We start from the raw sequence: 20,004 nt of genomic DNA, 5'->3' as shown, positions 1-20,004 counted from the left end.
CGATTGCGGTAGCCGACCGCTCGTCCGCCGGCGGGACTCGCCCGCGGCCGCGTCCGGCTAGGGTGCGCGCATGGACACACGGCGTTTTCGTGTCCCGGCCGGTGCCATGGACTGGGCGATCGCCGTCAGCGTGGCGGCACTGCTGCTGGGCACCGGGTTGGCCGGTCAGCACCCGACCGGGGAGCGCGAGCTGATCGGCTCCGTGCTGCTGGCGGCCGGTGGTCTGGCGCTGGTCGCGCGTCGCAGGGCTCCGATTGCCGTACTGGCGGTCACCGGCCTGTGCGCGGTGGGCTACGAGGCCGCCGGTTTCGACGTACTCGCCGTCTCCTACCTGGTCGCGGTGTACGGCGCCGTACGGGCCGGGCACCGGGCCCTGACGGTGGCGGCATCCGTGGCCCTGCTCGTCGTCCTCCCCCTCACGGCCCTCGCCTTCCGTGACGGGCCCGCGCGCGAGGCGTTCTCACAGGCCCGGAACGTACTCGAGATCGCCTGGCTGATCGCCGCCTTCGCCGCCGGTGAGGCGCTGCGGCAGGCCGAGCGGCGGGCGGACGAAGCCGAGCGCACCCGGGAGGAGACGGCGCGGCGCCGCGCCGACGAGGAGCGGCTGCACATCGCGCGGGAGCTGCATGATTCGCTCACCCACCAGATTTCGATCATCAAGGTGCAGTCCGAAGTCGCCGTCCACGTGGCCCGCAGGCGGGGCGAACAGGTGCCGGAGCCCCTGCTGGCGATCCAGGCGGCCGGCCGTGAGGCGACCCGGGAGCTGCGCGCGACCCTGGAGGCTCTGCGCGACGACGACACGACGCCGCCGCAGGGCCTCGACCATGTGCCGGAGCTCGTGGAGCGCGCCCGTTCGATGGGCCTGGACGCGACGCTGACGATCGAAGGGCAACGGCACGACGTGCCGGCCGCGGTGGGCCGTACCGCCTACCGCATCGTCCAGGAGGCGCTGACCAACACCGCCCGGCACGCCGGTGCGACGACCGCGGCGGTCCGGATCGACTACCGGCCCGGCACCCTTGCCGTCCAGGTGGACGACGACGGCAAGGCCACGCCCGATGACGCCCCGGCGCCCGGCCTCGGGCTGCTCGGCATGCGCGAACGCGTCACCGCCCTCGGGGGCCGGCTGCGCGCGCAGCCGCGTTCCGAGCACGGCTTCACCGTCCAGGCCGAACTCCCCGTGGAACGAGGATCATGATCCGTGTCCTGCTGGTCGACGACCAGCCGCTCATCCGCAGCGGTTTCCGCGCACTGCTCGACCTCGAGGACGACATCGAGGTGGTCGCCGAGGCCGCCGACGGCACGGAGGGCCTGGCACTCATCAAGGAGCAGTTGCCCGACGTCGCGCTCATCGACATCCAGATGCCGGTCATGGACGGCATCGAGGCGACCCGGCGCATCGCCGCGGACCCCGCCCTGGCCGGTGTGCACGTCGTCATGCTGACCAACTACGGCATGGACGAGTACGTCTTCGAAGCGCTGCGCGCCGGTGCCGCCGGGTTCCTGGTCAAGGACATCGTGCCGGAGGACTTTCTGCACGCCGTACGGGTCGCCGCCCGCGGCGACGCCCTGCTCGCCCCGTCCATCACCCGCAAGCTGATCCACCGGTACGTCACCCAGCCCCTCCCCACCGCCGGCGCCGCGCTCACGGAGCTGACCGGCCGGGAACGCGAGGCGGTCACCCTGGTCGCACAGGGCCTGTCCAACGACCAGATCGCCGACCGCATGGTGATCAGCCCGATGACCGCGAAGACCCACATCAACCGGGCGATGACGAAACTCCACACCCGCGACCGCGCCCAACTCGTCGTCCTCGCCTACGAGTCCGGCCTGGTCATCCCGCGCAACCACTGACCTCCGCGCATGTCCCGGCACTTGGACCCTCCCAAAGGAGGGTCCAGGTGTGGTGTCAGCAGTAGAGGTTGCCGCCGGGTGAGACGCCGAGGATCGAGGTGAAGCGGTTGTAGTTGTCGACGCGGCTCTGCACCTGGGCCGGGTTCTTGCCGTCGCACTCCAGGGAGCCGTTGATGGAGCGGATCGTCTGGCCGAAGCCGGCCTGGTTGACCATGGCGTTGTGCGGGGTCATGGTGCCGGGGCCGGACTGGGTGTTCCAGTACCACAGGCCGGTCTTCCAGGCCACAGCCGCGTCGTTCTGCACCAGCCAGGGGTTGCCCAGCAGATCCAGGCCGAGCGCGTCGCCCGCCGCCTTGTAGTTGAAGTTCCAGGACAGCTGGATCGGGCCGCGCCCGTAGTAGGCGGCCTGGCCCGCCGGGCAGCCGTAGGGCTGGCTCCAGTCGCAGTAGTGCGGGTAGTTGGCCTGGTTCTGCTCGACGATGTGGACCAGCCCGCCGGTCTCGTGGCTGACGTTGGCGAGGAAGGCGGCGGCCTCCTGCTTCTTCACCGTGTCGCTGCCGGTGTTGGCGAAGCCCGGGTAGGCGCTCAGCGCGGCGGTCAGGCCGCTGTACGTGTAGAACGAATTCCGGTTCGGGAACATCTGGTTGAACTGCGCCTCGCTCACCACGAAGGTGGCGGCTGGCGTGTCGGAGCCGTTGTCGCAGGCGTACGGCTCCCAGTACCAGGTGCTGATGATCGGGTCGTAGCCCGGGTTGGCGTGCTCGGCGATGTACGCCTTGCCGTCGGTGTAGCGGACGATGTCTCCGGCGTTGTACGACCGCCCGGCCACCCAGCTCGGGTAGCTGGAGCACGCGGCGGCAGACGCCTGGGCGGCGGGGAGGAGCACTGGCGCGCTCGCGGCTAAGGCGAGAACGGTCAGTGCGGCGGAGATAGGGCGCCTCGACACAGGATCAACTCCTTTGCGAAGCACGGCCGTCCCCGACAAGGCAGGGCGGTGCAGAGCCTTGAGCGCACGTGCCGGCGGGGCCGGCCACGGCGTGGGGGCGGCCGTGGTGGGGGGTGAGGAGGCACACTCAACCGCATTGGTCTGTACCAGTCAAGGGTGTAGACCAGTCAACTCCCCGAGCACTCCTCGCCACTCAGCCCCGCCCCCTGCTCGAAGGCCCCGTCAAACGTGAGCGGACGCGTCGAGCGTCGTGGCCAGTCGTTCCAGCAGCGCCCGCAGCAACTCGCCGTCCCCCTCGTCGAGGAGGGCCGGCCAGTCGGTGCGGACCGCCCGGTCGACGCGCCGCCAGTACTCCAGTCCGCGCGGGGTGAGGTGGGCGAGTATGCGCCGGCGGTCGAGCGGGTCGACGCGCCGGTGGACGAGGTTCTGGTCGACGAGCTGATCGACCAGCTTGGTCAGCGTCGGCGGCGGCAGGAACGCGGCCTCCGCGATCGCCGTCATGTGATGCCCCTGCCCGTCCGCGAGCAGCGCGAGCACCCGCCAGCCGTCCAGCGAGCAGCCCTCCTTCTCCAGAACGGCCTGCAGCCGCCGCGCGGCCAGCCGCTCGGCCCGCGTCAGCAGCTGCATCAGGTCATGAGGCTGACGTGCGGCAGAGGTAGGCATCGTGCTCCTAGGGCCTGTCTTTCGGATCATCCCGGGGCCGCGGGGTCTGGCACGCACATCTGCCGCGTTGTCGTCAGTCTCCCCCACTCTCGGCTTCGCTCGAGCGGGAGGGACCCCCACCGGCTCCGCCATGACTCCCTCCTCCGTCTTGCAGCTGCACGCCCCAGACCCCGCTCACCGGCGCTTGCCGGGCTCCGCCTCTCGAAGTCGGGCTGCTCCGAAAGACGGGCCCTGTCACGGGGTGCGTACATCGTATGAGACGGACTGGAGTTCGCCAGGGCGACCCGGAATCATGACGCCATGTTCCGGCACGATCTCCCCGCACCCGACTGGTTCACCGCCGACGACTCCACACTCGGCGTGGCCCTGGTCTTTCCGTTGCAGGGGCCGGCCGGGATGTTCGGGCCGACGTGCGAGCTGTGTGCGCGGCTGGCCGCGGAGGAGGTCAACCGGGCGGGCGGGGTGCTCGGCAGGGAGCTCAAGTTGCTGCCGGTCGACGGGGGCGCGGCGCCGCGCGAGATCGCCGACCACCTCGAGGCGCTGGTGGACCTGGGCGTCGTACAGGGCGTCACGGGCTGGCACATCTCCTCGGTGCGGCAAGCGCTGGCGCCGAGGATCGCCCACCGTGTGCCGTACGTCTACACCGCGCTCTACGAGGGCGGCGAGCACACCTCCGGTGTCTTCCTGACGAGTGAGACGCCGCGCGACCAACTGCGGCCCGCGATGAGCCTGTTGGCGCACGAGCGGCGGGTGCGGCGCTGGTTCGTGGTCGGCAACGACTATGTGTGGCCCAGGCGTACGGCACGGGCGGCCCGTGCGTACGCCCGGGACTGCGGCTCGAGCATCGGCGGTGAGGTCTATCTCCCGCTCGGCACCCACGACTTCGAGCCGGTACTGCGGCGGATCGAGCACGCGGACGCGGACGGCGTGCTGATGCTGCTGGTCGGCAGCGACGCGGTGCGCTTCAACCGGGCGTTCGCGGCCTACGGTCTCGACGCCCGCTGTCTGCGGCTGAGCACCCTGATGGACGAGAACATGCTGATGGCGAGCGGCCCTTCGGCCACCGCCGACCTCTACAGCACGGCCGGGTTCTTCGCCTCGCTGGCCAACCAGGACACGCTCGACTTCCACGGGCAGTACGCGGGCCGGTACGGCGTCGAGGCGCCCGCGCTCGGCAGTCTCGGCGAATCCTGTTACGAGGGCGTACTGTTGCTCGCCGCGCTGCTCAAGCAGGCCGGGACGCTGGACGTGTCCGCGATCGGCGCGGCCGCCGACACCGTGTCGTACGAGGGTCCGCGCGGGCTGCTGCATCTGCGCGGCAGCCATGTGCGGCAGCGGATCTACCTGGCGCGCGCGGACGGGCTCGACTTCGACGTGCTCACGGAACTCGATCTTCACGGTTCCCACCCTTGACATGCCCGCGCCCCCACCAAGATACTTCCCACAGAAACTAATTAGAATGCCTCGGGCGAATTGTGAATTCGGTTTCTCAATACCGGTCACGCTCCCTCGGGGCGTTTTTTGTTGCCTCGGGGAAAGTCCGGTGAAACATCTTGGAAACAGGGTGACTTGAGGCTGTGGACCGCTTCGGGAGGTCGCCTCCCGCCATCCCCGAGGGGGTTCTTTTGTCCACGGTTTCACTTGTTCTCCGACGTCGTCTCATCGCCGGCGGCGCCGCGCTCGCGGCGGTCGTGGCCCTTTCCGCGTGCGGTGCGAAGACCGACGCGGCCGGCTCCTCCGACGAGGCCGCGAAGGCCGACGTCAGCGGTGACACGGTCAAGGTCGGCCTGCTCAACTCGCTCTCCGGCACCATGGCGATCAGCGAGGTGACCGTACGCGACTCGCTCAAGCTGGCGATCGACGAGATCAACGCCTCCGGCGGTGTGCTCGGCAAGAAGGTCCAGCCGATCAGCGAGGACGGCGCCTCCGACTGGCCCACCTTCGCCGAGAAGGCGCAGAAGCTGATCAGGGAGGACCGGGTCGCGGCCACCTTCGGCTGCTGGACCTCCGCCAGCCGTAAGGCGGTCAAGCCGGTCTTCGAGAAGAACAAGTCGCTGCTGTTCTACCCGGTGCAGTACGAGGGCCTCGAGGAGTCCCCGTACATCTTCTACACGGGCGCGACGACCAATCAGCAGATCGTCCCGGCGCTCGACTACTTGAAGAGCAAGGGCCTGAAGAAGATCTACCTGGTCGGCAGCGACTATGTCTTCCCGCGCACCGCCAACAAGGAGATCAGCGCGTACGCGAAGGCCAACGGCATGACGATCCTCGGCGAGGACTACGCGCCGCTGGGCTCCACGGAGTTCAGCACGATCGCCAACAAGGTGAAGGCGTCGAAGGCGGACGCCGTCTTCAACACCCTCAACGGCGACTCGAACGTGGCCTTCTTCAAGGAGTACAAGTCGGCCGGTCTGACCGCGAAGTCCATGCCGGTCGTGTCGGTGTCGATCGCCGAGGAGGAGGTCAAGTCGATCGGCGCCCAGTACCTGGCGGGCCAGCTGACGGCGTGGAACTACTACCAGACCACCCCCGGCGCGGCGAACACCGAGTTCGTGAAGGCGTACAAGGCCAAGTACGGCCAGGACAAGCCGACCAGTGACCCGATGGAAGCCGCGTACACCTCGGTCTATCTGTGGAAGGCGATGGTCGAGAAGGCGAAGTCCTTCGACCCGGAGAAGGTGAAGGCGGCCTCCGACGGCATCACCTTCGACGCGCCCGAGGGCAAGGTCACCGTCGACGGCGCCAGCCAGCACATCTACAAGACCGCCCGCATCGGCGAGATCGGCACCGACGGACTGATCAAGGAGGTGTGGAACTCCGGCAAGCCCATCAAGCCGGACCCGTACCTCAAGGGCTACTCCTGGGCCTCCGGCCTGTCCTGACCGACCGTCACCGTCCGTGGGCCCTGCGGGGCCCACGGCCGCCGTCTCCCGGAGCCGCCGTATGACCGTGATCCTCGGTCAGACCTTCACCGGCATCAGCATCGGTGCCGTCCTGCTGCTCATCGCGCTCGGCCTGTCGCTCACCTTCGGCCAGATGAACGTCATCAACATGGCCCACGGCGAGTTCATCATGGCGGGCGCCTACACGACGTATGTCCTGCAGAAGTCCATTTCCGGTGCGGGAATTTCGCTGCTGGTCGCGCTTCCCGTCGCTTTTCTCGTCTCGGGAGCGCTCGGCGCTCTCCTGGAATGGCTGCTGATACGCCGCCTGTATCTGCGGCCACTCGACACACTTCTCGTCACCTGGGGTGTCTCGCTGATGCTTCAGCAGCTCGCCCGGGACATTTTCGGGGCGCCGAATGTGCAGACCCGTGCGCCGGACTGGCTGACCGGCAACATCACGGTCATCGGCGGCGACGATCCGCTCACCTTCGCCAACAGCCGCCTGTTCATTCTGGCGTTGGCGATCGCGGCGGTGGTCGCGCTGTCGCTGACGCTGCGGCTGACGCCGCTGGGCCGCCGGATCAGGGCCGTCGTGCAGAACCGGGACCTCGCGGAGGTGTCCGGCATCTCCACGTCCCGCGTCGACCGCACCGCCTTCTTCATCGGCTCCGGGCTCGCGGGTGTCGCCGGGGTCGCGCTGACGCTGGTCGGTCCGATCGGGCCGACGATGGGCACCAACATCATCATCGACGCCTTCCTGGTGATCGTGGTCGGCGGCATCGGACAGCTCAAGGGCAGCGTGATCGTCGCCTTCGTGCTGGGCGCGCTGCAGTCGGTGCTGGAGTACTCCACCACCGTGAGCGTCGCCAAGGTGCTGGTGCTCGTGGCCATCGTCGCCTTCCTCCAGTGGCGGCCCCAGGGGCTGTACACGCTGCGGACGAGGAGTCTCGTATGACCGTTCTGAACGGGCGCGCCCGCGCATGGGCCGGATTCGCCGGCGCGGCCCTGCTGCTCTTCGCCGTCGCCCCGCTCGCCCTCTCCGACTTCCGGCTCGACCTGCTCGCCAAGTACCTGTGCACGGCGATGGTCGCCGTCGGCATCTGCCTGGCATGGGGCCGCGGCGGCCTGCTCACGCTCGGCCAGGGTGTCTTCTTCGGACTCGGCGGCTACGCCATGGCGATGCATCTGAAGATCGCCGACGCGGGGCCGGGCAACCTGCCCGACTTCATGGCGCTGTACGGCACCGCGACCGAACTGCCCTGGTGGTGGCAGCCGTTCGCGAACCCCGTCTTCGCGCTCGCCGCGACCGTGCTGCTGCCGATGGCCGTCGCGGCGATCCTGGGCCTGTTCATCTTCCGGCGCCGGGTGAAGGGCGCCTACTTCGCGATCCTCAGCCAGGCCCTCACCGCCGCCTTCGCCATCTGGCTGATCGGCCAGCAGGCCACGACCGGCGGCACCAACGGACTCACCGACATCCAGGGCTTCTTCGGCTACGACCTCGACGACCCGCTCAACCAGCGGACCGTGTACTTCATCATCGCCGCCTGTCTGCTCGCCCTGATCGCGATCGCCCGCCAGCTGATCCACAGCCGGTACGGCGAACTCCTCGTCGCCGTACGGGACTCGGAGGAACGGGTGCGCTTCCTCGGGTACAACCCGGCGAACGTGAAGCTCGTCGCGTACGTCGTCGCGGCCGGCATGGCGGGCCTCGCGGGCGCCCTGTTCGTGCCGGCCGTCGGCATCATCTCGCCCGCGATGATCGGCATCGTGCCGTCCATCGAGTTCGTGATCGGCGCGGCGGTGGGCGGCCGGGCCAGTCTGGTCGGCGCCGTGCTCGGCGCGGTCGGCGTGGCCTGGGCCAAGACGGCACTGTCGGAGGAGTTCCCGGCGGGCTGGACCTACTTCCAGGGCCTGCTGTTCATCGTGGCGCTGGCGTTCCTGCCGGGCGGTCTCGCCTCGCTGGCGGGCATCGTGCGACGGCGCCGCAAGGCTGTTCAGCAGACACCCGCCCTTCCTGTGGGAGAAGCAGCATGAGCGAGCTGTCAGGACTCGAGATACGTCAACTGCGGGTGTCCTTCGATGGGTTCACCGCGGTGGACGGTGTGGACCTGGAGGTCCAGCCGGGTGATCTGCGGTTCCTCATCGGGCCGAACGGCGCGGGCAAGACGACCCTCGTGGACGCCGTCACCGGACTGGTGAAGGCGGAGGGCTCGGTGCTGTTCGGCGGCGCGGAACTGCTCGGGCGGAGCGTGCACAGGATCGCCCGGTCGGGGATCGGCCGTACCTTCCAGACGGCCACCGTCTTCGAGGAGTTGACGGTGCTGCAGAACCTGGACATCGCGGCGGGCGCGGGCCGGAGCGTGTGGACCATGCTGCGGCGCCGCAAGGACGTGCCGGAATCCGTCGCGCGGGCACTGGAGACGGTCGGGCTCTCCGACTGCGCGGACTCCCTTGCGGGGACGCTGGCCCACGGGCAGAAGCAGTGGCTGGAGATCGGCATGCTGCTCGTGCAGGACGTACGGCTGCTGCTGCTCGACGAGCCGGTCGCCGGGATGAGTCACGACGAACGGCAGGCCACCGGCGAGCTGTTGGAGCGGATCAGTGAGGAGCGGACCGTCGTCGTCATCGAGCACGACATGGACTTCATGCGGTCCTTCGCGCGCAGCGTGAGCGTGCTGCACGCCGGCAAGGTGCTCAGCGAGGGCACGGTGGCCGAAGTGCAGGCCGATCCCAAGGTGCAGGAGGTGTACCTCGGGCACAAGGCGACCGAGGACGCCGCCGCCGTCGTACAGGAGGCGTGATGCTCGAGATCGACGACGTCCGCGTCGGCTACCACCGCAGCACCGTTCTGCACGGCGTCTCCGTGGACGTACCGAAGGACGGTGTGGCCGCCGTGCTCGGGCACAACGGCGCGGGCAAGAGCACACTGCTGCGCGCGGCGGTCGGACTGCTGACCCCGGCCGGCGGCACGATCCGGCTCGACGGCGAGGACATCACGCGCCGCAAGCCGCACGAGCGGGTCGCGCGCGGGATGGCGTACGTCCCGCAGGGCCAGCAGGCGTTCCCGCAGCTGACGACCGCGGAGAACCTCCAGTTGGTCGCGGACGGCCGCAAGCGCGGGAAGGCGGCCGTCGCCGAGGCGCTGGACCTGTTCCCGGCACTGCGCACCCTGTCGAACCGTCGCGCGGGCCTGCTGTCGGGCGGCCAGCGGCAGCAACTGGCCATCGCCCGCGCCTTGGTGACGGAGCCTCGGATCCTGCTCCTGGACGAGCCGACCGAGGGCATCCAGCCGTCGGTGGTCGCCGAGATCGAGGAGACGATCCTGGCGCTGGCCGCCCGGGGCGGGCTGTCGGTGCTGCTGGTGGAGCAGCACGTCGGCTTCGCGATGCGGGCGGCGCAGCGCTACTACGTCCTGGAGGCAGGGCGTGTCACCTCGTCCGGCGAGGGCGGCCAGGACGCGGAGGCGTCGGTGCGGGAGGCGTTGAGCGTGTGATCACAGGGCTCGCCGGACGCGTTCGAGGTAGGCGCGTTCGGCCGGGTTCTCGCTGAGCGCGATCGCCGCATCGTACGCGGCGAGCGCTTCGGCTGTGCGATCCAGGCGGCGCAGCAGGTCGGCCCGTACGGCGTGGAAGACGCGGTAGCGCGCCAGGTCGAGGGCGTCGACGAGGGTGAGCGCCGCCGCGGGGCCGCTCACCTCGGCGACCGCGACGGCCCGGTTGAGGGCCACGACCGGGCTGGGGGCCAGCGCCATCAGCTGGTCGTAGAGCTGCAGGATCTGGCTCCAGTCGGTGGCGTCGGCGGTGGTCGCGTCGCTGTGCACGGCCTGGATCGCAGCCTGGATCTGATAGGGGCCCGGCTGGTTACGGCGCAGACAGCGGCGGACCAGTGCCTGTCCCTCCGTGATCAGGTCACGGTCCCAGCAGTCGCGGTCCTGCTCGGGCAGCGGCACCAGCGCACCGCCTTCATCCTGGCGGGCGGTCCGGCGCGACTCGATCAGCAGCATCAGGGCGAGCAGGCCGGTGACCTCGGGCTCGTCCGGCATCAGCTCGGCCAGCAGCCGGCCCAGGCGTACGGCTTCGGCGCACAGCTCCGGTGAACCCTCGTACCCCTCGTTGAAGATCAGGTAGGCGACGGCCAGAACGCCGTTCAGGCGGTCGGGAAGGTCGGCGTCGCGGGGCACGCGGTACGGGATCCGGGCGTCCCGGATCTTCGCCTTGGCCCGGACCAGGCGCTGGGCCATGGTCGGCTCGGGGACGAGGAAGGCGCGGGCGATCCGGTCGGTGCCGAGCCCGCCGAGCAGCCGGAGCGTGAGGGCGACCTGAGCCTGGAGCGCCAGCGCCGGGTGGCAGCAGGTGAAGATGAGGCGAAGCCGGTCGTCACGCACAGGTCCCTCCTCGGCCGGTGTATCGGCGGCGTGCAGCAGGGCGGCCTCGGCGTGGCGGGCTTCCCGGGAGGATTCGCGGCGCAGCCGGTCGATCGCCCGGTTGCGGGCGGTGGTGATGATCCACCCGGCGGGGCTGGGCGGGACGCCGGTTGCCGGCCAGCGCTGTACGGCCGTGGCGAACGCGTCCTGGACCGCTTCCTCGGCGAGGTCGATGTCGCCGAGGAAGCGGACGAGGACGGAGACCGCGCGGCCGTACTCCGCGCGGAAGACGGCCTCTACGTCAGGAGCCATCGGCCTCGGCTTCGTGCATGAAGGGGCGCACCTCGATCGGCAGCGTGGTCGCCAGCGCCGCCTTGCGCCCCCACTCCAGGGCCACGTCCAGGTCGGACGCCTTGATCAGGCAGATGCCGCCGAGCATCTCCTTGCCCTCGGCATACGGGCCGTCCGTGACCAGGACGTCTCCGTCGTGGGGCCGCAGCACGGTGGACGACTCCGGGCCGTGCAGTCCCCCGGCGAACACCCAGGCGCCCGCCTCACGCAGCTCCTGGTGGAAGACATCGAGCCTCTTGCCGATCTCGGCGAGGATCTCGGGGGCAGGTGGCTCCCCCACCGGCTGCATCACGCTGAGCAGGTAGTACTTCATGACGGCCTCCCAGGCATCGTCGCGTTCTCTCACCTCCTACACGAACGACGGGCCCCCGCATCGACACCCCGCGCCACGACACCGGAAGAATCTCGTCCATGACCACCACACCTCACCCGCTCGTCACCCGTGCCCGACAGCTCGCCGCCGAGGTCCTGGCGCCTGAGGCGGAGCGCGTCGACCGGGAAGGCATGCCGGTGAGCCATATCGAGGCGGTCAAGCGGTCCGGGCTGCTCGGGGTGAGCGCGCCCGAGCAGTACGGCGGCTCGGCCGCGCCCGCCGCGGTGGCCCGGGAGATCGCGGAGATCCTGGCCGGGGCGTGCTGCTCGACCTGGTTCGTGCAGACCCAGCACTACACGCCGGTGAAGCTCCTGGCCGACTCCCGACTGCCCGTCCGGGAGCGGCTGCTCAGCCCGCTGGCGACCGGTGAGCTGCTCGCCGGGATCGCCTATGCGCACGTCCGCGCCTTCCCGCGGATCCCGGTACGGGCGACCGCCGAGCACGGTGGCTGGCGCTTCGACGGCACCGTGCCCTGGTACACCGGCTGGGGTCTCAACGACGTGATGCTGCTCGCCGGTGTCACGGACACCGGCGAGGTGGTGTTCGCGTTCACCGAGGCACGCGAGCAGCCGGGGCTGTGCCCGTCGGACCCGATGCGGCTCGCGGCACTCACCGCCGCCCGTACGGTGTCGTTGCGGCTGACCGGGCTGTGGCTGCCCGACGAGGCGGTGGTGCTGCGCACGCCGCACGAGAAGTTCGCCCAGATCGACCTGCCCCGCGCCGCCAACACCAACCCGGCCGTCTTCGGGATCACGGACGCGGCACTCGCCCTGCTCGACGCGGATACGGAGGCGAAGGAGACGGCATCCGCTCTGCGCGCCCGCCTCGACGAGGTACGTGCTCAGGCGTACGCCCTCGCCGATCACCCCGTGCCCCACGAGCACATCGAGGAACGGCTGGCCCTCAAGACACGGGCGTACGACCTGATGCGCGCCGCGACGACCGCCGCGATCGTCGCCGGAGGCGGACGCGCCATGGACCTGCGCAGCCCGGCCCAACGGCTGGCGCGCGAGGGGATGTTCCTGCTGGTGCAGGGGCAGACGGCCGGGGTGCGCAGGGCGCACCTCGACCGGCTGTCCGGCTGAGGTTCAGCTCGCGAACGGGACCTGCGCCACCGGTGCGGCCTGGTCGTCGTACGGATGCCGCCACAGCCCCCGCCCGGCGAGCCGGGGCAGCACCCCCTCGCCGAACCAGTACGCCTCCTCCAGGTGCGGATAGCCCGAGAGGACGAACTCGTCGATACCGAGCGCGTGATACTCCTCGATGCGCGCCGCGACCTCGTCGTGGCTGCCGACGAGGGCGGTGCCCGCGCCGCCGCGCACGAGCCCGATACCGGCCCACAGGTTGGGGTGGATCTCCAGGCCGTCCCGGCCGCCGCCGTGCAGCGCGAGCATCCGCTGCTGCCCCTCGGACTCGCTGCGCCCCAGCCCGGCCTGGACGGCCCGTACGGTCTCCGCGTCGAAGCCCTCCAGGAGCCGGTTCGCCTCCGCCCAGGCCTGCGCGGAGGTGTCACGGGTGATGACGTGCAGCCGGATACCGAAGCGCAGTGTGCGGCCCTGCTCGGCGGCCAGTCCCCTGATCCAGGCGATCTTCTCGGCGACCTGGGCGGGCGGCTCGCCCCAGGTGAGGTACACGTCGGCGTGCCGGGCCGCGATGTCGCCGGCGATGGGCGAGGAGCCGCCGAAGTACACCTCGGGCACGGGGTCCGGCACGCGGGCCAGCTTGGCGTCCTCGACGTGAAGGAACTCGCCGTTCAGATCGACGGTCTTGCCGTCCCACAACTCCCGTACGATCTGCAGGAATTCACCGGTACGGCGATAGCGGGCGTCCTTGTCGAGGAAGTCGCCGTAGGCCCGCTGCTCCTGACTCTCGCCGCCGGTGACGACGTTGAGGAGCAGCCGTCCGCCGCTCTGCCGCTGGAAGGTGGACGCCATCTGCGCGGCGAGCGTGGGCGAGACGAAGCCGGGCCGGAAGGCGACCAGGAATTTCAGGCGCTCGGTGTTCTGGCTGACCATCGCGGTGGTCAGCCAGGCGTCCTCGCACCAGGCGCCGGTCGGCGTGAGCGCGCCGACGAAGCCCAGGTCCTCGGCGGCGCGGGCGATCTGGCTCAGATAGCCGACGGTCGGCGGCCGGTCCCGTCCGGATGCGGTGGCGGGAGAGCCGTGGCCGCCGCCGACGACATGGCGGCTGTCGCCGTTGGTGGGCAGGAACCAGTGGAAGGTGAGGGACACCGGGATCTCCGATCAGAGGTGCTGGCCCCGTTGCGGAATGCTTTCGGGCATGCCGAATTCAATGAGTGCACGGGCACGGGGAATTCAGGCGAGAAAAGAAAAAGGCGCGGCGGATCGCGGGGAGGTGATCAGGACGCGGCGCAACAGGAGGCGCTGGAGACACGCGCGAGGTCGACATGGCGTCGCCGCGTGAGGTCCAGTCGCATCGTCATGCTCACGATCGTGGCAGCCGCTCATCGACGCCGTCAAGGTAAACCCGAGCCGGTCCCGTATCGCGGACTGCCCGGACCACTACACATAAAGAAGAAATAAGCGCAGAATAGGTGTGCGCGGCGCTTACCGCACACCGCACCAGACGCGGTCAGGCCTGTGAAGTCAAAGGAGACGAGTCATGGCCAACGTCTCGCCCACCAGAGGTGACATAACCAGCCACCCTGATGCATCCGAAATGCGGGATCGCTACGCCCGTATGCTCGGCGGTCGCGATGTGGCGCTCGTGGACGGACCGGTGTTCCTGCTCGGTCTGTACTGCGCTGTATCCCCCTGGATAGTCCACTACACGACCAGCCAGCCCGATCTCGTGCCCCACAACCTCGTGATCGGCATCGCGATCGGCCTGCTGGCTCTCGGATTCACCCGCGCTCCGGAACGCATGTACGGCCTGAGCTGGGCCTTCTGCGCGCTCGGCGTGTGGATGATCGTCTCGCCGTGGATCGTTGGCAGCAGCCCCGATGCCGGTGTCGTGTGGAACAACATCATCATCGGCGCCCTGGCCGTGATCCTCGGGCTGACATGCGCCGGTACGGCGGCGAGGAGCGCCCCGAGGCCGTAGACACCGCAAGGAAGGAACGAGTACCGGGCCGGTCCGCGTCACGCGGACCGGCCTTCGCTGCCCTCTCAGTGGCCGGGCACCGACCAGGGCTCCTGCGGCAGCGGGCTGCCGGTCTCCAGGAGCGACTTGAGGTTGGACAGCACCGCCGGCCAGCCGGAGGAGACGTCGGCCAGCTCGCCCTCGTCGGCCAGGTCCTCGTGGGTGACGGTGAGCTTGACGATGTCGGCGTGCGGCTGGATGTCGAAGGTGACCCGGGAGTAGGTGTCCTCCTGCCCCTCCTTCTCGGGATCGCCCCAGCTGGTGATCAGGCGGTGCGGGCGGTCGCTCTCGACGACCTTGCCGACGACGTCGGCGATGCCCGAGCCATCGGTGCGGACATGGGCCCAGCGGGAGCCGGGGCGCCAGTCGGACTCGTTGCGGTGACCCCAGTAGGCGCCGGTCAGGTCGGCGTCGGTGAGGGCGTCCCAGACCTTCTCGGGCGTGCTTTGGATGTAGATGACATACACATAGCTCGGCTTGTCGGTCATGGCTTCCTCAGCTCGTCGCTTCAGGGCGCCGAGCGCACGAAGGCGCGGGCGCTCGAACTTGTCGATCCACCGCTCCTGGATCTCGTGGAGCGGGACCGGGTTGAGGTAGTGCAGCTTCTCCCGCCCCCGCCGCACCGTGCTGATCAGGTTCGCGGCCTCCAGGACGGCCAGATGCTGGGTCACCGACTGGCGCCTCATGTCGATGCGTTCGCACAGCTCGCCGAGTGTGAGCCCGTTGTCCTCGTGCAGCCGGTCCATCAGCCGCCTGCGCGTGTCGTCGGCCAGCGCCTTGAAGACCCGGTCCATCGCCGGGTCGCTCTCTGATCGCACACTCAAAGTTATGCAGGCAATTGCCTGCATGTCAACAGACGGGCGCGCCGCGTCACAGCTCCAGGCTTCGTGACGCCGACGCGACTGTCTCCGCCTTAAGCGGGAACTTGCTCAGCAACGGGGGTCTCGACAAAGAGGGGCGGAAATGGAGATCTCGGGCATCATCAGTGCCATTGTCATCGGCATCATCATCGGTGTCCTGGGGCGGCTCGTCGTCCCAGGTCGCCAGCGCATCGGAGTCCTGTGGACGATCCTCGTCGGCATCGTGGCCGCGCTGATCGGTTCCGCGCTCGCGAACGCGTTCGACGTGGGCGACACGGACGGCGTCGACTGGATCGAGTGGCTCATCCAGATCGGCCTGGCAGCGGTCGGCGTGGCCGCGCTGGACCGGACGAAGGTCCGCCGCTGAGGATCGGACCCGGGCAGGCAAAACAATGTCGGGACGCGGCTGCTTCCTGAGGCTGCCGCAGCCGCGTCCCGCGCAACGACGCGCCCTTGAACAGCCGCGCCGGAGGGCGAACACGGCCGCGGCCGACGCGCGCCTCACCGGCTCGCGAGCCACTCCCGGTACCAGGTCAGCGTGGCGTCCACCGTTTCCTCGAGCGGCGCCGGAGCCGCACCGAAGGCCTGCTCGAAGGCGGAGGAGTCCATGATCTGGGGCTCGGTGTGCTGGTAGAACATCTCCGCGTACTCAGCCATGAACACCTCGTCGAACGGGCCGAAGGGGCGGGGTTCGTCGATCGTCACGATGTTCAGCGGGCGGCCCACCCGCTGCTCGATCATGGTGAGGATCTCGCGGGTGCTGACCGCGGGCGCCGTGGGCAGATGCCAGACACGACCGTCGCCCTCGGGGTGCTCACCCAGGGTCGCGAGGCCCGCGGCGACGTCGGCGACGCTCGTGTAACTGTGCGGCAGGTCGATGTCCCCGAGCCCGGGAACCTCACCGCCGGTGAGCGCTGCGGGGAACACCGCTCCGCCGAGGCTGGAGTTGACCACACCGGGTCCGACGAAGTCGGCGGATCGCCCGAGGACCACCCTGGCCCGGCCCTCGCGGTGCGCGGCAAGGTACTTCTCGTCGAGTTCGGCACGCATCCGGCCCTTACGGCTCGTCGCCTTCCACGGGGTGTCCTCGGTGATCACCGCTCCCCCGGTCTCGCCGTACGGATACAGCGAGTCGAGTACGACCAGCCGCGCACCGGCGGCTTCCACGGCCCCGAGGACGGCGTCCTGGACGCGGGGCATCACCTCGACCTGGAGGTGATAGGCGACATTGACGCAGTGGTACGCGACGACGGCACCGGCTATGGCCTTGCGCGCACCCTCGGCCGTGCTGACGTCGGCGGCGTACCGCTCGACTCCCTCGATCGCGGGCCCCTCGCCCTTGCGGTCGACGAGACGCACGGAGTGGCCGCGGCGTGCCAGTTCGCGGGCGAGCGCGGTTCCGGCGGGGCCGGAGCCGAGGACGGCGTGCAGGGCGCGGGGCTTCTGAGTGCCAGACATGATTGACCTCTCTTCTTCGTGATTGACCATCACTTCTGTTAGAGACTGTAACTCTTTCGATTGACCATCACAAGAGTGGGATACTCGACCCTTCGTTAAGGTGTGTCGCGACGTCGAGAAGGGAGTCGGCCGTGGCCGGGAGCACACAGAGCCCGAGGGCGCGTTATCGCGAGCAGACGCGGGCTGAGATCAAGGAGATCGCGCTCCGGCAGCTGGCCGAGGGCGGTACGGGGGCCGTGGCGCTGACGCGGATCGCCAAGGAGGTGGGGCTGTCGGGGCCGGCCCTCTACCGCTACTTCGACAGCCGGGACGCGCTGCTCACCGACCTGATCCGGGACGCGTACGCCGATCTGGCCGCCGCCGTCACCGAGGCCGCGGAGGCACTGCCCGCGACCACCTCACCGCGGGCGCGGCTACGGGCCCTGGCGACCGCATGCCGGAACTGGGCGGTCGCGCAGCCGCACCGCTATCTGCTGATCCAGGGCACGCCCGTCCCCGGGTACAGCGCGCCCCCGGAGACGGTCGACAGCGCGCGGGCGGTGCTCGGACCGTTCCTGCCCGCCTTCGACGGGGCCGAGCCGTCGTCGGCCGTACGACCTGTGGTGACGCAGATGAAAGCCTGGGCCGACACGGACCCACCGGTATCGGAATGGGTACGCCTGAATGCGCCCGCCGTCGACCAGGGGACCGCGCTGGCCGGTGCCATGCTCGCCTGGTCGCACATGCACGGGGTGGTCGGCCTGGAGGTGTCCGGTCAGTTCGACGGCATGGGGCACGACGGGGGCACCCTGCTCACGGCCCAAATGGACTCGCTGGCGGACACGTTCGGCCTGGCCTGACCGCCCTGACCGCCGACGCGCGCTACGGCACGTACACGTACGGCGTCGTGGTGCTCAGCGGCTGGAAGCCCAGCCGTTCGAGGATCGGGCGGCTCTGGCTCATGGCGTCGACCTGGAGATACCGGTACCCACGGTCCACGGCGGCCCGCGCCCGGTGGGCGACCAGCGCACGGTAGATGCCACGGCCGCGCCACTCCTCGACGGTGCCGCCGCCCCACAGCCCGGCGAACCGGTTACCCGGCACCATCTCCATCCGGGCCGCGCTCACCGGTGTGTCTCCGGCGAGGGCGACGACGGCGACCACCGAGTCGGGGTCGTCCGTGAGCCGGGCGAGCAACTGGTCCCGCATCCGGGTGCCGTCCGTGCCGAAGGCCTTCTCATGCACGTCCGCCACGAGGTCGACGCCGGCCCGGTCGGTCACGGGAAGGATGCGGATGCCCTCGGGCGGCTCGGCGTCGAGGTTCAGATCGGCGACCTCGCCGATCATCAGCGTCTCCTCCGGCTGGGCCGTGAACCCGGCGTCTCTGAGCCGCTGCCCCAGGTCGACGGGCAGATCGTGGCCGTAGAGCTTCCACTCGAACTCGCGGCCGAGGCCGGAGAAGTACGCGATCTGCTCGGCGATCGCCGCGTCCGCGCTCGCCTCGTCGAGGTCGGACCACACGACGCCGTTCCAACCCCGCGGCGAGGACACCTGGCGCACCACGCGTCCGGCACGCTCGACCCGGGCGTCGGGAGTGTCCGGCTGGGCACCTTCACGCATGGCCCGGTCGAACAGGGCGAGCACACCGACATGATCCATGTGTTCACTCCAGCACCGGGATGCCCTGGTGGCAACCGCTTTAGCGTTCCGATACGGCGACATCCCGCTCACCGCGTCCAGATACGCGCTCAGCCGGTCTTGGGTGCGGGCCAGGCAGTCGATCCGGGTCTCGATGCGGTTTCGATGTGGCCGCGCGGCAACGCGGCGGCAGGATCGCGCGGATCCATGCCGGCCGCCCTCGCCACGGTGGCGCCCGGCCGACGGCACGCCTTCCCTGCCGCGCTCCGCCGACCCTAGGCTGCGGTGTGAAGATCACGTCGCGGGAGAGGTCGTACGCCATGGTCGTGAAGGACACCGAACTGCCGTATCTGCGTCGCTGTGTGGAGCTGGCGGCCGAGGCGCTGGGGGCGGGTGACGAGCCGTTCGGCTCGGTTCTGGTGGACGCGGGCGGTGCGGTGCTCGCCGAGGACCACAACCGGGTGGCCTCCGGCGACCGCACGCGGCACCCCGAGTTCGAGCTGGCGCGCTGGTCCGCGGCGCACATGACCCCTCAGGAGCGGGCCGCCGCCACCGTGTACACCTCCGGCGAGCACTGCCCGATGTGCGCGGCCGCGCACGCCTGGGTGGGCCTCGGCCGCATCGTGTACGTCGCCTCGTCCGAGCAACTCGCCTCATGGCTGGCCGAGTTGGACGTCCCCGCGCCTCCGGTGCGGACGCTGCCGGTCAACGAGGTGGCGCCCGGCGTGGCGGTGGCCGGCCCCGTGCCTGAACTGGCCGAGGAAGTACGGGAATTGCACCGGCGGTTCCACCGCGGGCGCGGCTGACACGCGGCCCCACCGATCACGGGTCCGGTGGGGCCGTCCGTCACCGGGACGTCCCGGTCAGTGAGCCGCCTTGCCGCGGAAACGCCGGTACAGGACCGCTCCGCCCAGCATCAGTGCGGCGCTGCCCGCGACCGCGGGGAGCATCCCGTCGGATCCCGTGTCGGCGAGGGCCGCCACGGGGGCCCGTGGAGCGGACGGGACCGCCTGGGGAGGAGTGTCCGGCACGGCCGGCTTGGGGGCCGGGCGCGTCGAGGGGCGGTCGGGCCTGCCGCCCGAGGTGTTCACGGACTCGTTGCCGGTGGCCGCGTTTCCGGCACCGACCACGTTCACGGTGTTGCCGCTGACGTTCACCGGGAGGTGGACCGGGAGCTGCACACCGTTGCCGGACAGCACACCCGGCGAATCCTTTCCGCGGCTCTCCGCGGCGGCTCCGCCGGGATTGCCGCCCCGCTTCTCGCCCCCGCTCTCGTTGGCGCACTCGTTGCCCGCGGCCGGATTGAGGAGCCCCACCACGTTCACGGTGTTCCCGCACACGTTCACCGGCACGTGCACCGGGAGCTGGATCGTGTTGCCGGAGATCAACCCGGGCGAGCCGGCCGCGGCACCCTCGGCCGCGGAGTCGGCGTACGCCGGCACTGCCACTGCCATCGCGCCGGACGCGGCGGCGACGGCGATCACACCGTTTCGGGTAACCCGTCTCATAGGTTCCCTGCCTTCCAGACATGG

Annotated in this window: 23 protein-coding genes; 13 read left to right on the top strand and 10 right to left on the bottom strand. The window is 70.1% G+C overall.

Going from position 1 to position 20,004, the window contains the following annotated elements; all coding sequences use genetic code 11:
- Positions 1-70: 70 nt before the first annotated feature.
- A complete protein-coding gene (locus OG828_RS45200) occupies positions 71-1,198 on the top strand; it encodes a sensor histidine kinase (protein WP_328504415.1) in 1,128 nt (375 codons plus the stop codon).
- Positions 1,195-1,854 (top strand): response regulator transcription factor, encoded by a 660-nt coding sequence (locus OG828_RS45195; protein WP_328504414.1) that lies wholly within the window; start codon positions 1,195-1,197, stop codon positions 1,852-1,854. Before OG828_RS45200 ends, OG828_RS45195 begins: the two co-directional genes overlap by 4 nt.
- A gap of 55 nt (positions 1,855-1,909) precedes the next feature.
- On the opposite strand, the gene OG828_RS45190 is transcribed toward OG828_RS45195, so the two are convergent.
- Together OG828_RS45190 and OG828_RS45185 are read right to left on the bottom strand one after the other, a co-directional pair.
- Entirely contained in the window at positions 1,910-2,800 is an 891-nt protein-coding gene (locus OG828_RS45190; protein ID WP_328504413.1) for a glycoside hydrolase family 19 protein, read from the bottom strand.
- Positions 2,801-3,022: 222 nt separating this feature from the next.
- Positions 3,023-3,463 carry a MarR family winged helix-turn-helix transcriptional regulator gene (locus tag OG828_RS45185; protein WP_328504412.1) on the bottom strand — a complete coding sequence of 147 codons (441 nt, stop codon included), beginning with the start codon at positions 3,461-3,463 and terminating at the stop codon, positions 3,023-3,025.
- Between the two features lie 300 nt (positions 3,464-3,763).
- On the opposite strand from OG828_RS45185, the gene OG828_RS45180 reads away from it, so the two are divergent.
- The 6 genes from OG828_RS45180 to urtE all read left to right on the top strand — a co-directional run bounded on the left by OG828_RS45180 (position 3,764) and on the right by urtE (position 9,841).
- Positions 3,764-4,876, top strand: a complete 1,113-nt coding sequence (locus OG828_RS45180; RefSeq protein WP_328504411.1) for a substrate-binding domain-containing protein — start codon at positions 3,764-3,766, stop codon at positions 4,874-4,876.
- Positions 4,877-5,088: 212 nt separating this feature from the next.
- Positions 5,089-6,345 (top strand): urea ABC transporter substrate-binding protein, encoded by a 1,257-nt coding sequence (gene urtA, locus OG828_RS45175; protein WP_328370496.1) that lies wholly within the window; start codon positions 5,089-5,091, stop codon positions 6,343-6,345.
- A gap of 61 nt (positions 6,346-6,406) precedes the next feature.
- Positions 6,407-7,303, top strand: coding sequence for an urea ABC transporter permease subunit UrtB (urtB, locus tag OG828_RS45170; RefSeq protein WP_328370494.1), 897 nt, complete (start codon positions 6,407-6,409; stop codon positions 7,301-7,303).
- The gene (urtC, locus tag OG828_RS45165) at positions 7,300-8,382 is read left to right on the top strand and encodes an urea ABC transporter permease subunit UrtC (protein ID WP_328504410.1); all 1,083 of its coding nucleotides are present in this window, start codon (positions 7,300-7,302) and stop codon (positions 8,380-8,382) included. Before urtB ends, urtC begins: the two co-directional genes overlap by 4 nt.
- A complete protein-coding gene (gene urtD, locus OG828_RS45160) occupies positions 8,379-9,149 on the top strand; it encodes an urea ABC transporter ATP-binding protein UrtD (RefSeq protein WP_328504409.1) in 771 nt (256 codons plus the stop codon). Before urtC ends, urtD begins: the two co-directional genes overlap by 4 nt.
- Positions 9,149-9,841 carry an urea ABC transporter ATP-binding subunit UrtE gene (gene urtE / locus OG828_RS45155; RefSeq protein WP_328370486.1) on the top strand — a complete coding sequence of 231 codons (693 nt, stop codon included), beginning with the start codon at positions 9,149-9,151 and terminating at the stop codon, positions 9,839-9,841. The genes urtD and urtE overlap by 1 nt, the downstream gene beginning before the upstream one ends.
- Here the strand turns inward: urtE and OG828_RS45150 are convergent, their stop codons facing one another.
- Together OG828_RS45150 and OG828_RS45145 are read right to left on the bottom strand one after the other, a co-directional pair.
- Entirely contained in the window at positions 9,842-11,023 is a 1,182-nt protein-coding gene (locus OG828_RS45150) for an RNA polymerase sigma factor (RefSeq protein ID WP_328504408.1), read from the bottom strand.
- Positions 11,013-11,375, bottom strand: coding sequence for a YciI family protein (locus OG828_RS45145; protein WP_328504407.1), 363 nt, complete (start codon positions 11,373-11,375; stop codon positions 11,013-11,015). The genes OG828_RS45150 and OG828_RS45145 overlap by 11 nt, the downstream gene beginning before the upstream one ends.
- Before the next feature lie 98 nt (positions 11,376-11,473).
- Between OG828_RS45145 and OG828_RS45140 the strand changes: the two genes are divergently transcribed.
- Complete coding sequence (locus OG828_RS45140; protein WP_328504406.1) at positions 11,474-12,520, top strand: acyl-CoA dehydrogenase family protein; 1,047 nt, start codon at positions 11,474-11,476, stop codon at positions 12,518-12,520.
- A 3-nt stretch (positions 12,521-12,523) separates the two neighbouring features.
- Here OG828_RS45140 and OG828_RS45135 read toward each other — a convergent pair whose 3' ends face one another.
- The gene (locus OG828_RS45135; protein WP_328504405.1) at positions 12,524-13,666 is read right to left on the bottom strand and encodes an LLM class flavin-dependent oxidoreductase; all 1,143 of its coding nucleotides are present in this window, start codon (positions 13,664-13,666) and stop codon (positions 12,524-12,526) included.
- Between the two features lie 128 nt (positions 13,667-13,794).
- On the bottom strand, positions 13,795-13,872 hold the full coding sequence (locus OG828_RS49730) for a putative leader peptide (RefSeq protein WP_443060313.1): 78 nt from the start codon (positions 13,870-13,872) through the stop codon (positions 13,795-13,797).
- A 185-nt stretch (positions 13,873-14,057) separates the two neighbouring features.
- Here OG828_RS49730 and OG828_RS45130 point away from each other — a divergent pair, with 185 nt between their 5' ends.
- Complete coding sequence (locus OG828_RS45130) at positions 14,058-14,498, top strand: SPW repeat protein (protein WP_328370474.1); 441 nt, start codon at positions 14,058-14,060, stop codon at positions 14,496-14,498.
- Positions 14,499-14,563: 65 nt separating this feature from the next.
- Here OG828_RS45130 and OG828_RS45125 read toward each other — a convergent pair whose 3' ends face one another.
- Positions 14,564-15,331 (bottom strand): ArsR/SmtB family transcription factor, encoded by a 768-nt coding sequence (locus OG828_RS45125; protein ID WP_328372705.1) that lies wholly within the window; start codon positions 15,329-15,331, stop codon positions 14,564-14,566.
- 169 nt (positions 15,332-15,500) lie between these two features.
- On the opposite strand from OG828_RS45125, the gene OG828_RS45120 reads away from it, so the two are divergent.
- On the top strand, positions 15,501-15,764 hold the full coding sequence (locus OG828_RS45120) for a GlsB/YeaQ/YmgE family stress response membrane protein (protein WP_328370472.1): 264 nt from the start codon (positions 15,501-15,503) through the stop codon (positions 15,762-15,764).
- Positions 15,765-15,898: 134 nt separating this feature from the next.
- On the opposite strand, the gene OG828_RS45115 is transcribed toward OG828_RS45120, so the two are convergent.
- Positions 15,899-16,855 (bottom strand): NAD-dependent epimerase/dehydratase family protein, encoded by a 957-nt coding sequence (locus OG828_RS45115; RefSeq protein WP_328504404.1) that lies wholly within the window; start codon positions 16,853-16,855, stop codon positions 15,899-15,901.
- A 131-nt stretch (positions 16,856-16,986) separates the two neighbouring features.
- On the opposite strand from OG828_RS45115, the gene OG828_RS45110 reads away from it, so the two are divergent.
- Entirely contained in the window at positions 16,987-17,694 is a 708-nt protein-coding gene (locus OG828_RS45110) for a TetR/AcrR family transcriptional regulator (protein WP_328504403.1), read from the top strand.
- A 22-nt stretch (positions 17,695-17,716) separates the two neighbouring features.
- Here OG828_RS45110 and OG828_RS45105 read toward each other — a convergent pair whose 3' ends face one another.
- Entirely contained in the window at positions 17,717-18,493 is a 777-nt protein-coding gene (locus OG828_RS45105; protein ID WP_328372702.1) for a GNAT family N-acetyltransferase, read from the bottom strand.
- Positions 18,494-18,792: 299 nt separating this feature from the next.
- Here OG828_RS45105 and OG828_RS45100 point away from each other — a divergent pair, with 299 nt between their 5' ends.
- On the top strand, positions 18,793-19,278 hold the full coding sequence (locus OG828_RS45100) for a nucleoside deaminase (RefSeq protein WP_328372699.1): 486 nt from the start codon (positions 18,793-18,795) through the stop codon (positions 19,276-19,278).
- A gap of 57 nt (positions 19,279-19,335) precedes the next feature.
- Here the strand turns inward: OG828_RS45100 and OG828_RS45095 are convergent, their stop codons facing one another.
- Positions 19,336-19,980 (bottom strand): chaplin, encoded by a 645-nt coding sequence (locus tag OG828_RS45095; RefSeq protein ID WP_328504402.1) that lies wholly within the window; start codon positions 19,978-19,980, stop codon positions 19,336-19,338.
- Positions 19,981-20,004 lie beyond the last annotated feature (24 nt).

Origin of the sequence: Streptomyces sp. NBC_00457 (genome assembly GCF_036014015.1) — a bacterium.
Taxonomy (GTDB): Bacteria; Actinomycetota; Actinomycetes; order Streptomycetales; family Streptomycetaceae; genus Streptomyces.
The sequence above is the reverse complement of the archived record's forward strand: the minus strand, read 5'-3'. Positions and strand labels throughout refer to the sequence as shown.

Excerpts from the sequence above, each read along its gene's own strand:
- OG828_RS45145 (WP_328504407.1), bottom strand. The coding sequence starts at position 11,375 with ATGAAGTACTACCTGCTCAGCGTGATGCAGCCGGTGGGGGAGCCACCT.
- OG828_RS45115 (WP_328504404.1), bottom strand. The coding sequence starts at position 16,855 with ATGTCTGGCACTCAGAAGCCCCGCGCCCTGCACGCCGTCCTCGGCTCC.
- urtE (WP_328370486.1), top strand. The coding sequence starts at position 9,149 with ATGCTCGAGATCGACGACGTCCGCGTCGGCTACCACCGCAGCACCGTT.
- OG828_RS45125 (WP_328372705.1), bottom strand. The coding sequence starts at position 15,331 with ATGGACCGGGTCTTCAAGGCGCTGGCCGACGACACGCGCAGGCGGCTG.
- urtB (WP_328370494.1), top strand. The coding sequence starts at position 6,407 with ATGACCGTGATCCTCGGTCAGACCTTCACCGGCATCAGCATCGGTGCC.
- OG828_RS45120 (WP_328370472.1), top strand. The coding sequence starts at position 15,501 with ATGGAGATCTCGGGCATCATCAGTGCCATTGTCATCGGCATCATCATC.
- OG828_RS45095 (WP_328504402.1), bottom strand. The coding sequence starts at position 19,980 with ATGAGACGGGTTACCCGAAACGGTGTGATCGCCGTCGCCGCCGCGTCC.
- OG828_RS45100 (WP_328372699.1), top strand. The coding sequence starts at position 18,793 with ATGGTCGTGAAGGACACCGAACTGCCGTATCTGCGTCGCTGTGTGGAG.
- OG828_RS49730 (WP_443060313.1), bottom strand. The coding sequence starts at position 13,872 with ATGCGACTGGACCTCACGCGGCGACGCCATGTCGACCTCGCGCGTGTC.
- OG828_RS45105 (WP_328372702.1), bottom strand. The coding sequence starts at position 18,493 with ATGGATCATGTCGGTGTGCTCGCCCTGTTCGACCGGGCCATGCGTGAA.
- urtD (WP_328504409.1), top strand. The coding sequence starts at position 8,379 with ATGAGCGAGCTGTCAGGACTCGAGATACGTCAACTGCGGGTGTCCTTC.
- OG828_RS45140 (WP_328504406.1), top strand. The coding sequence starts at position 11,474 with ATGACCACCACACCTCACCCGCTCGTCACCCGTGCCCGACAGCTCGCC.
- urtC (WP_328504410.1), top strand. The coding sequence starts at position 7,300 with ATGACCGTTCTGAACGGGCGCGCCCGCGCATGGGCCGGATTCGCCGGC.
- OG828_RS45150 (WP_328504408.1), bottom strand. The coding sequence starts at position 11,023 with ATGGCTCCTGACGTAGAGGCCGTCTTCCGCGCGGAGTACGGCCGCGCG.
- OG828_RS45180 (WP_328504411.1), top strand. The coding sequence starts at position 3,764 with ATGTTCCGGCACGATCTCCCCGCACCCGACTGGTTCACCGCCGACGAC.
- OG828_RS45185 (WP_328504412.1), bottom strand. The coding sequence starts at position 3,463 with ATGCCTACCTCTGCCGCACGTCAGCCTCATGACCTGATGCAGCTGCTG.
- OG828_RS45200 (WP_328504415.1), top strand. The coding sequence starts at position 71 with ATGGACACACGGCGTTTTCGTGTCCCGGCCGGTGCCATGGACTGGGCG.
- OG828_RS45130 (WP_328370474.1), top strand. The coding sequence starts at position 14,058 with ATGGCCAACGTCTCGCCCACCAGAGGTGACATAACCAGCCACCCTGAT.
- OG828_RS45195 (WP_328504414.1), top strand. The coding sequence starts at position 1,195 with ATGATCCGTGTCCTGCTGGTCGACGACCAGCCGCTCATCCGCAGCGGT.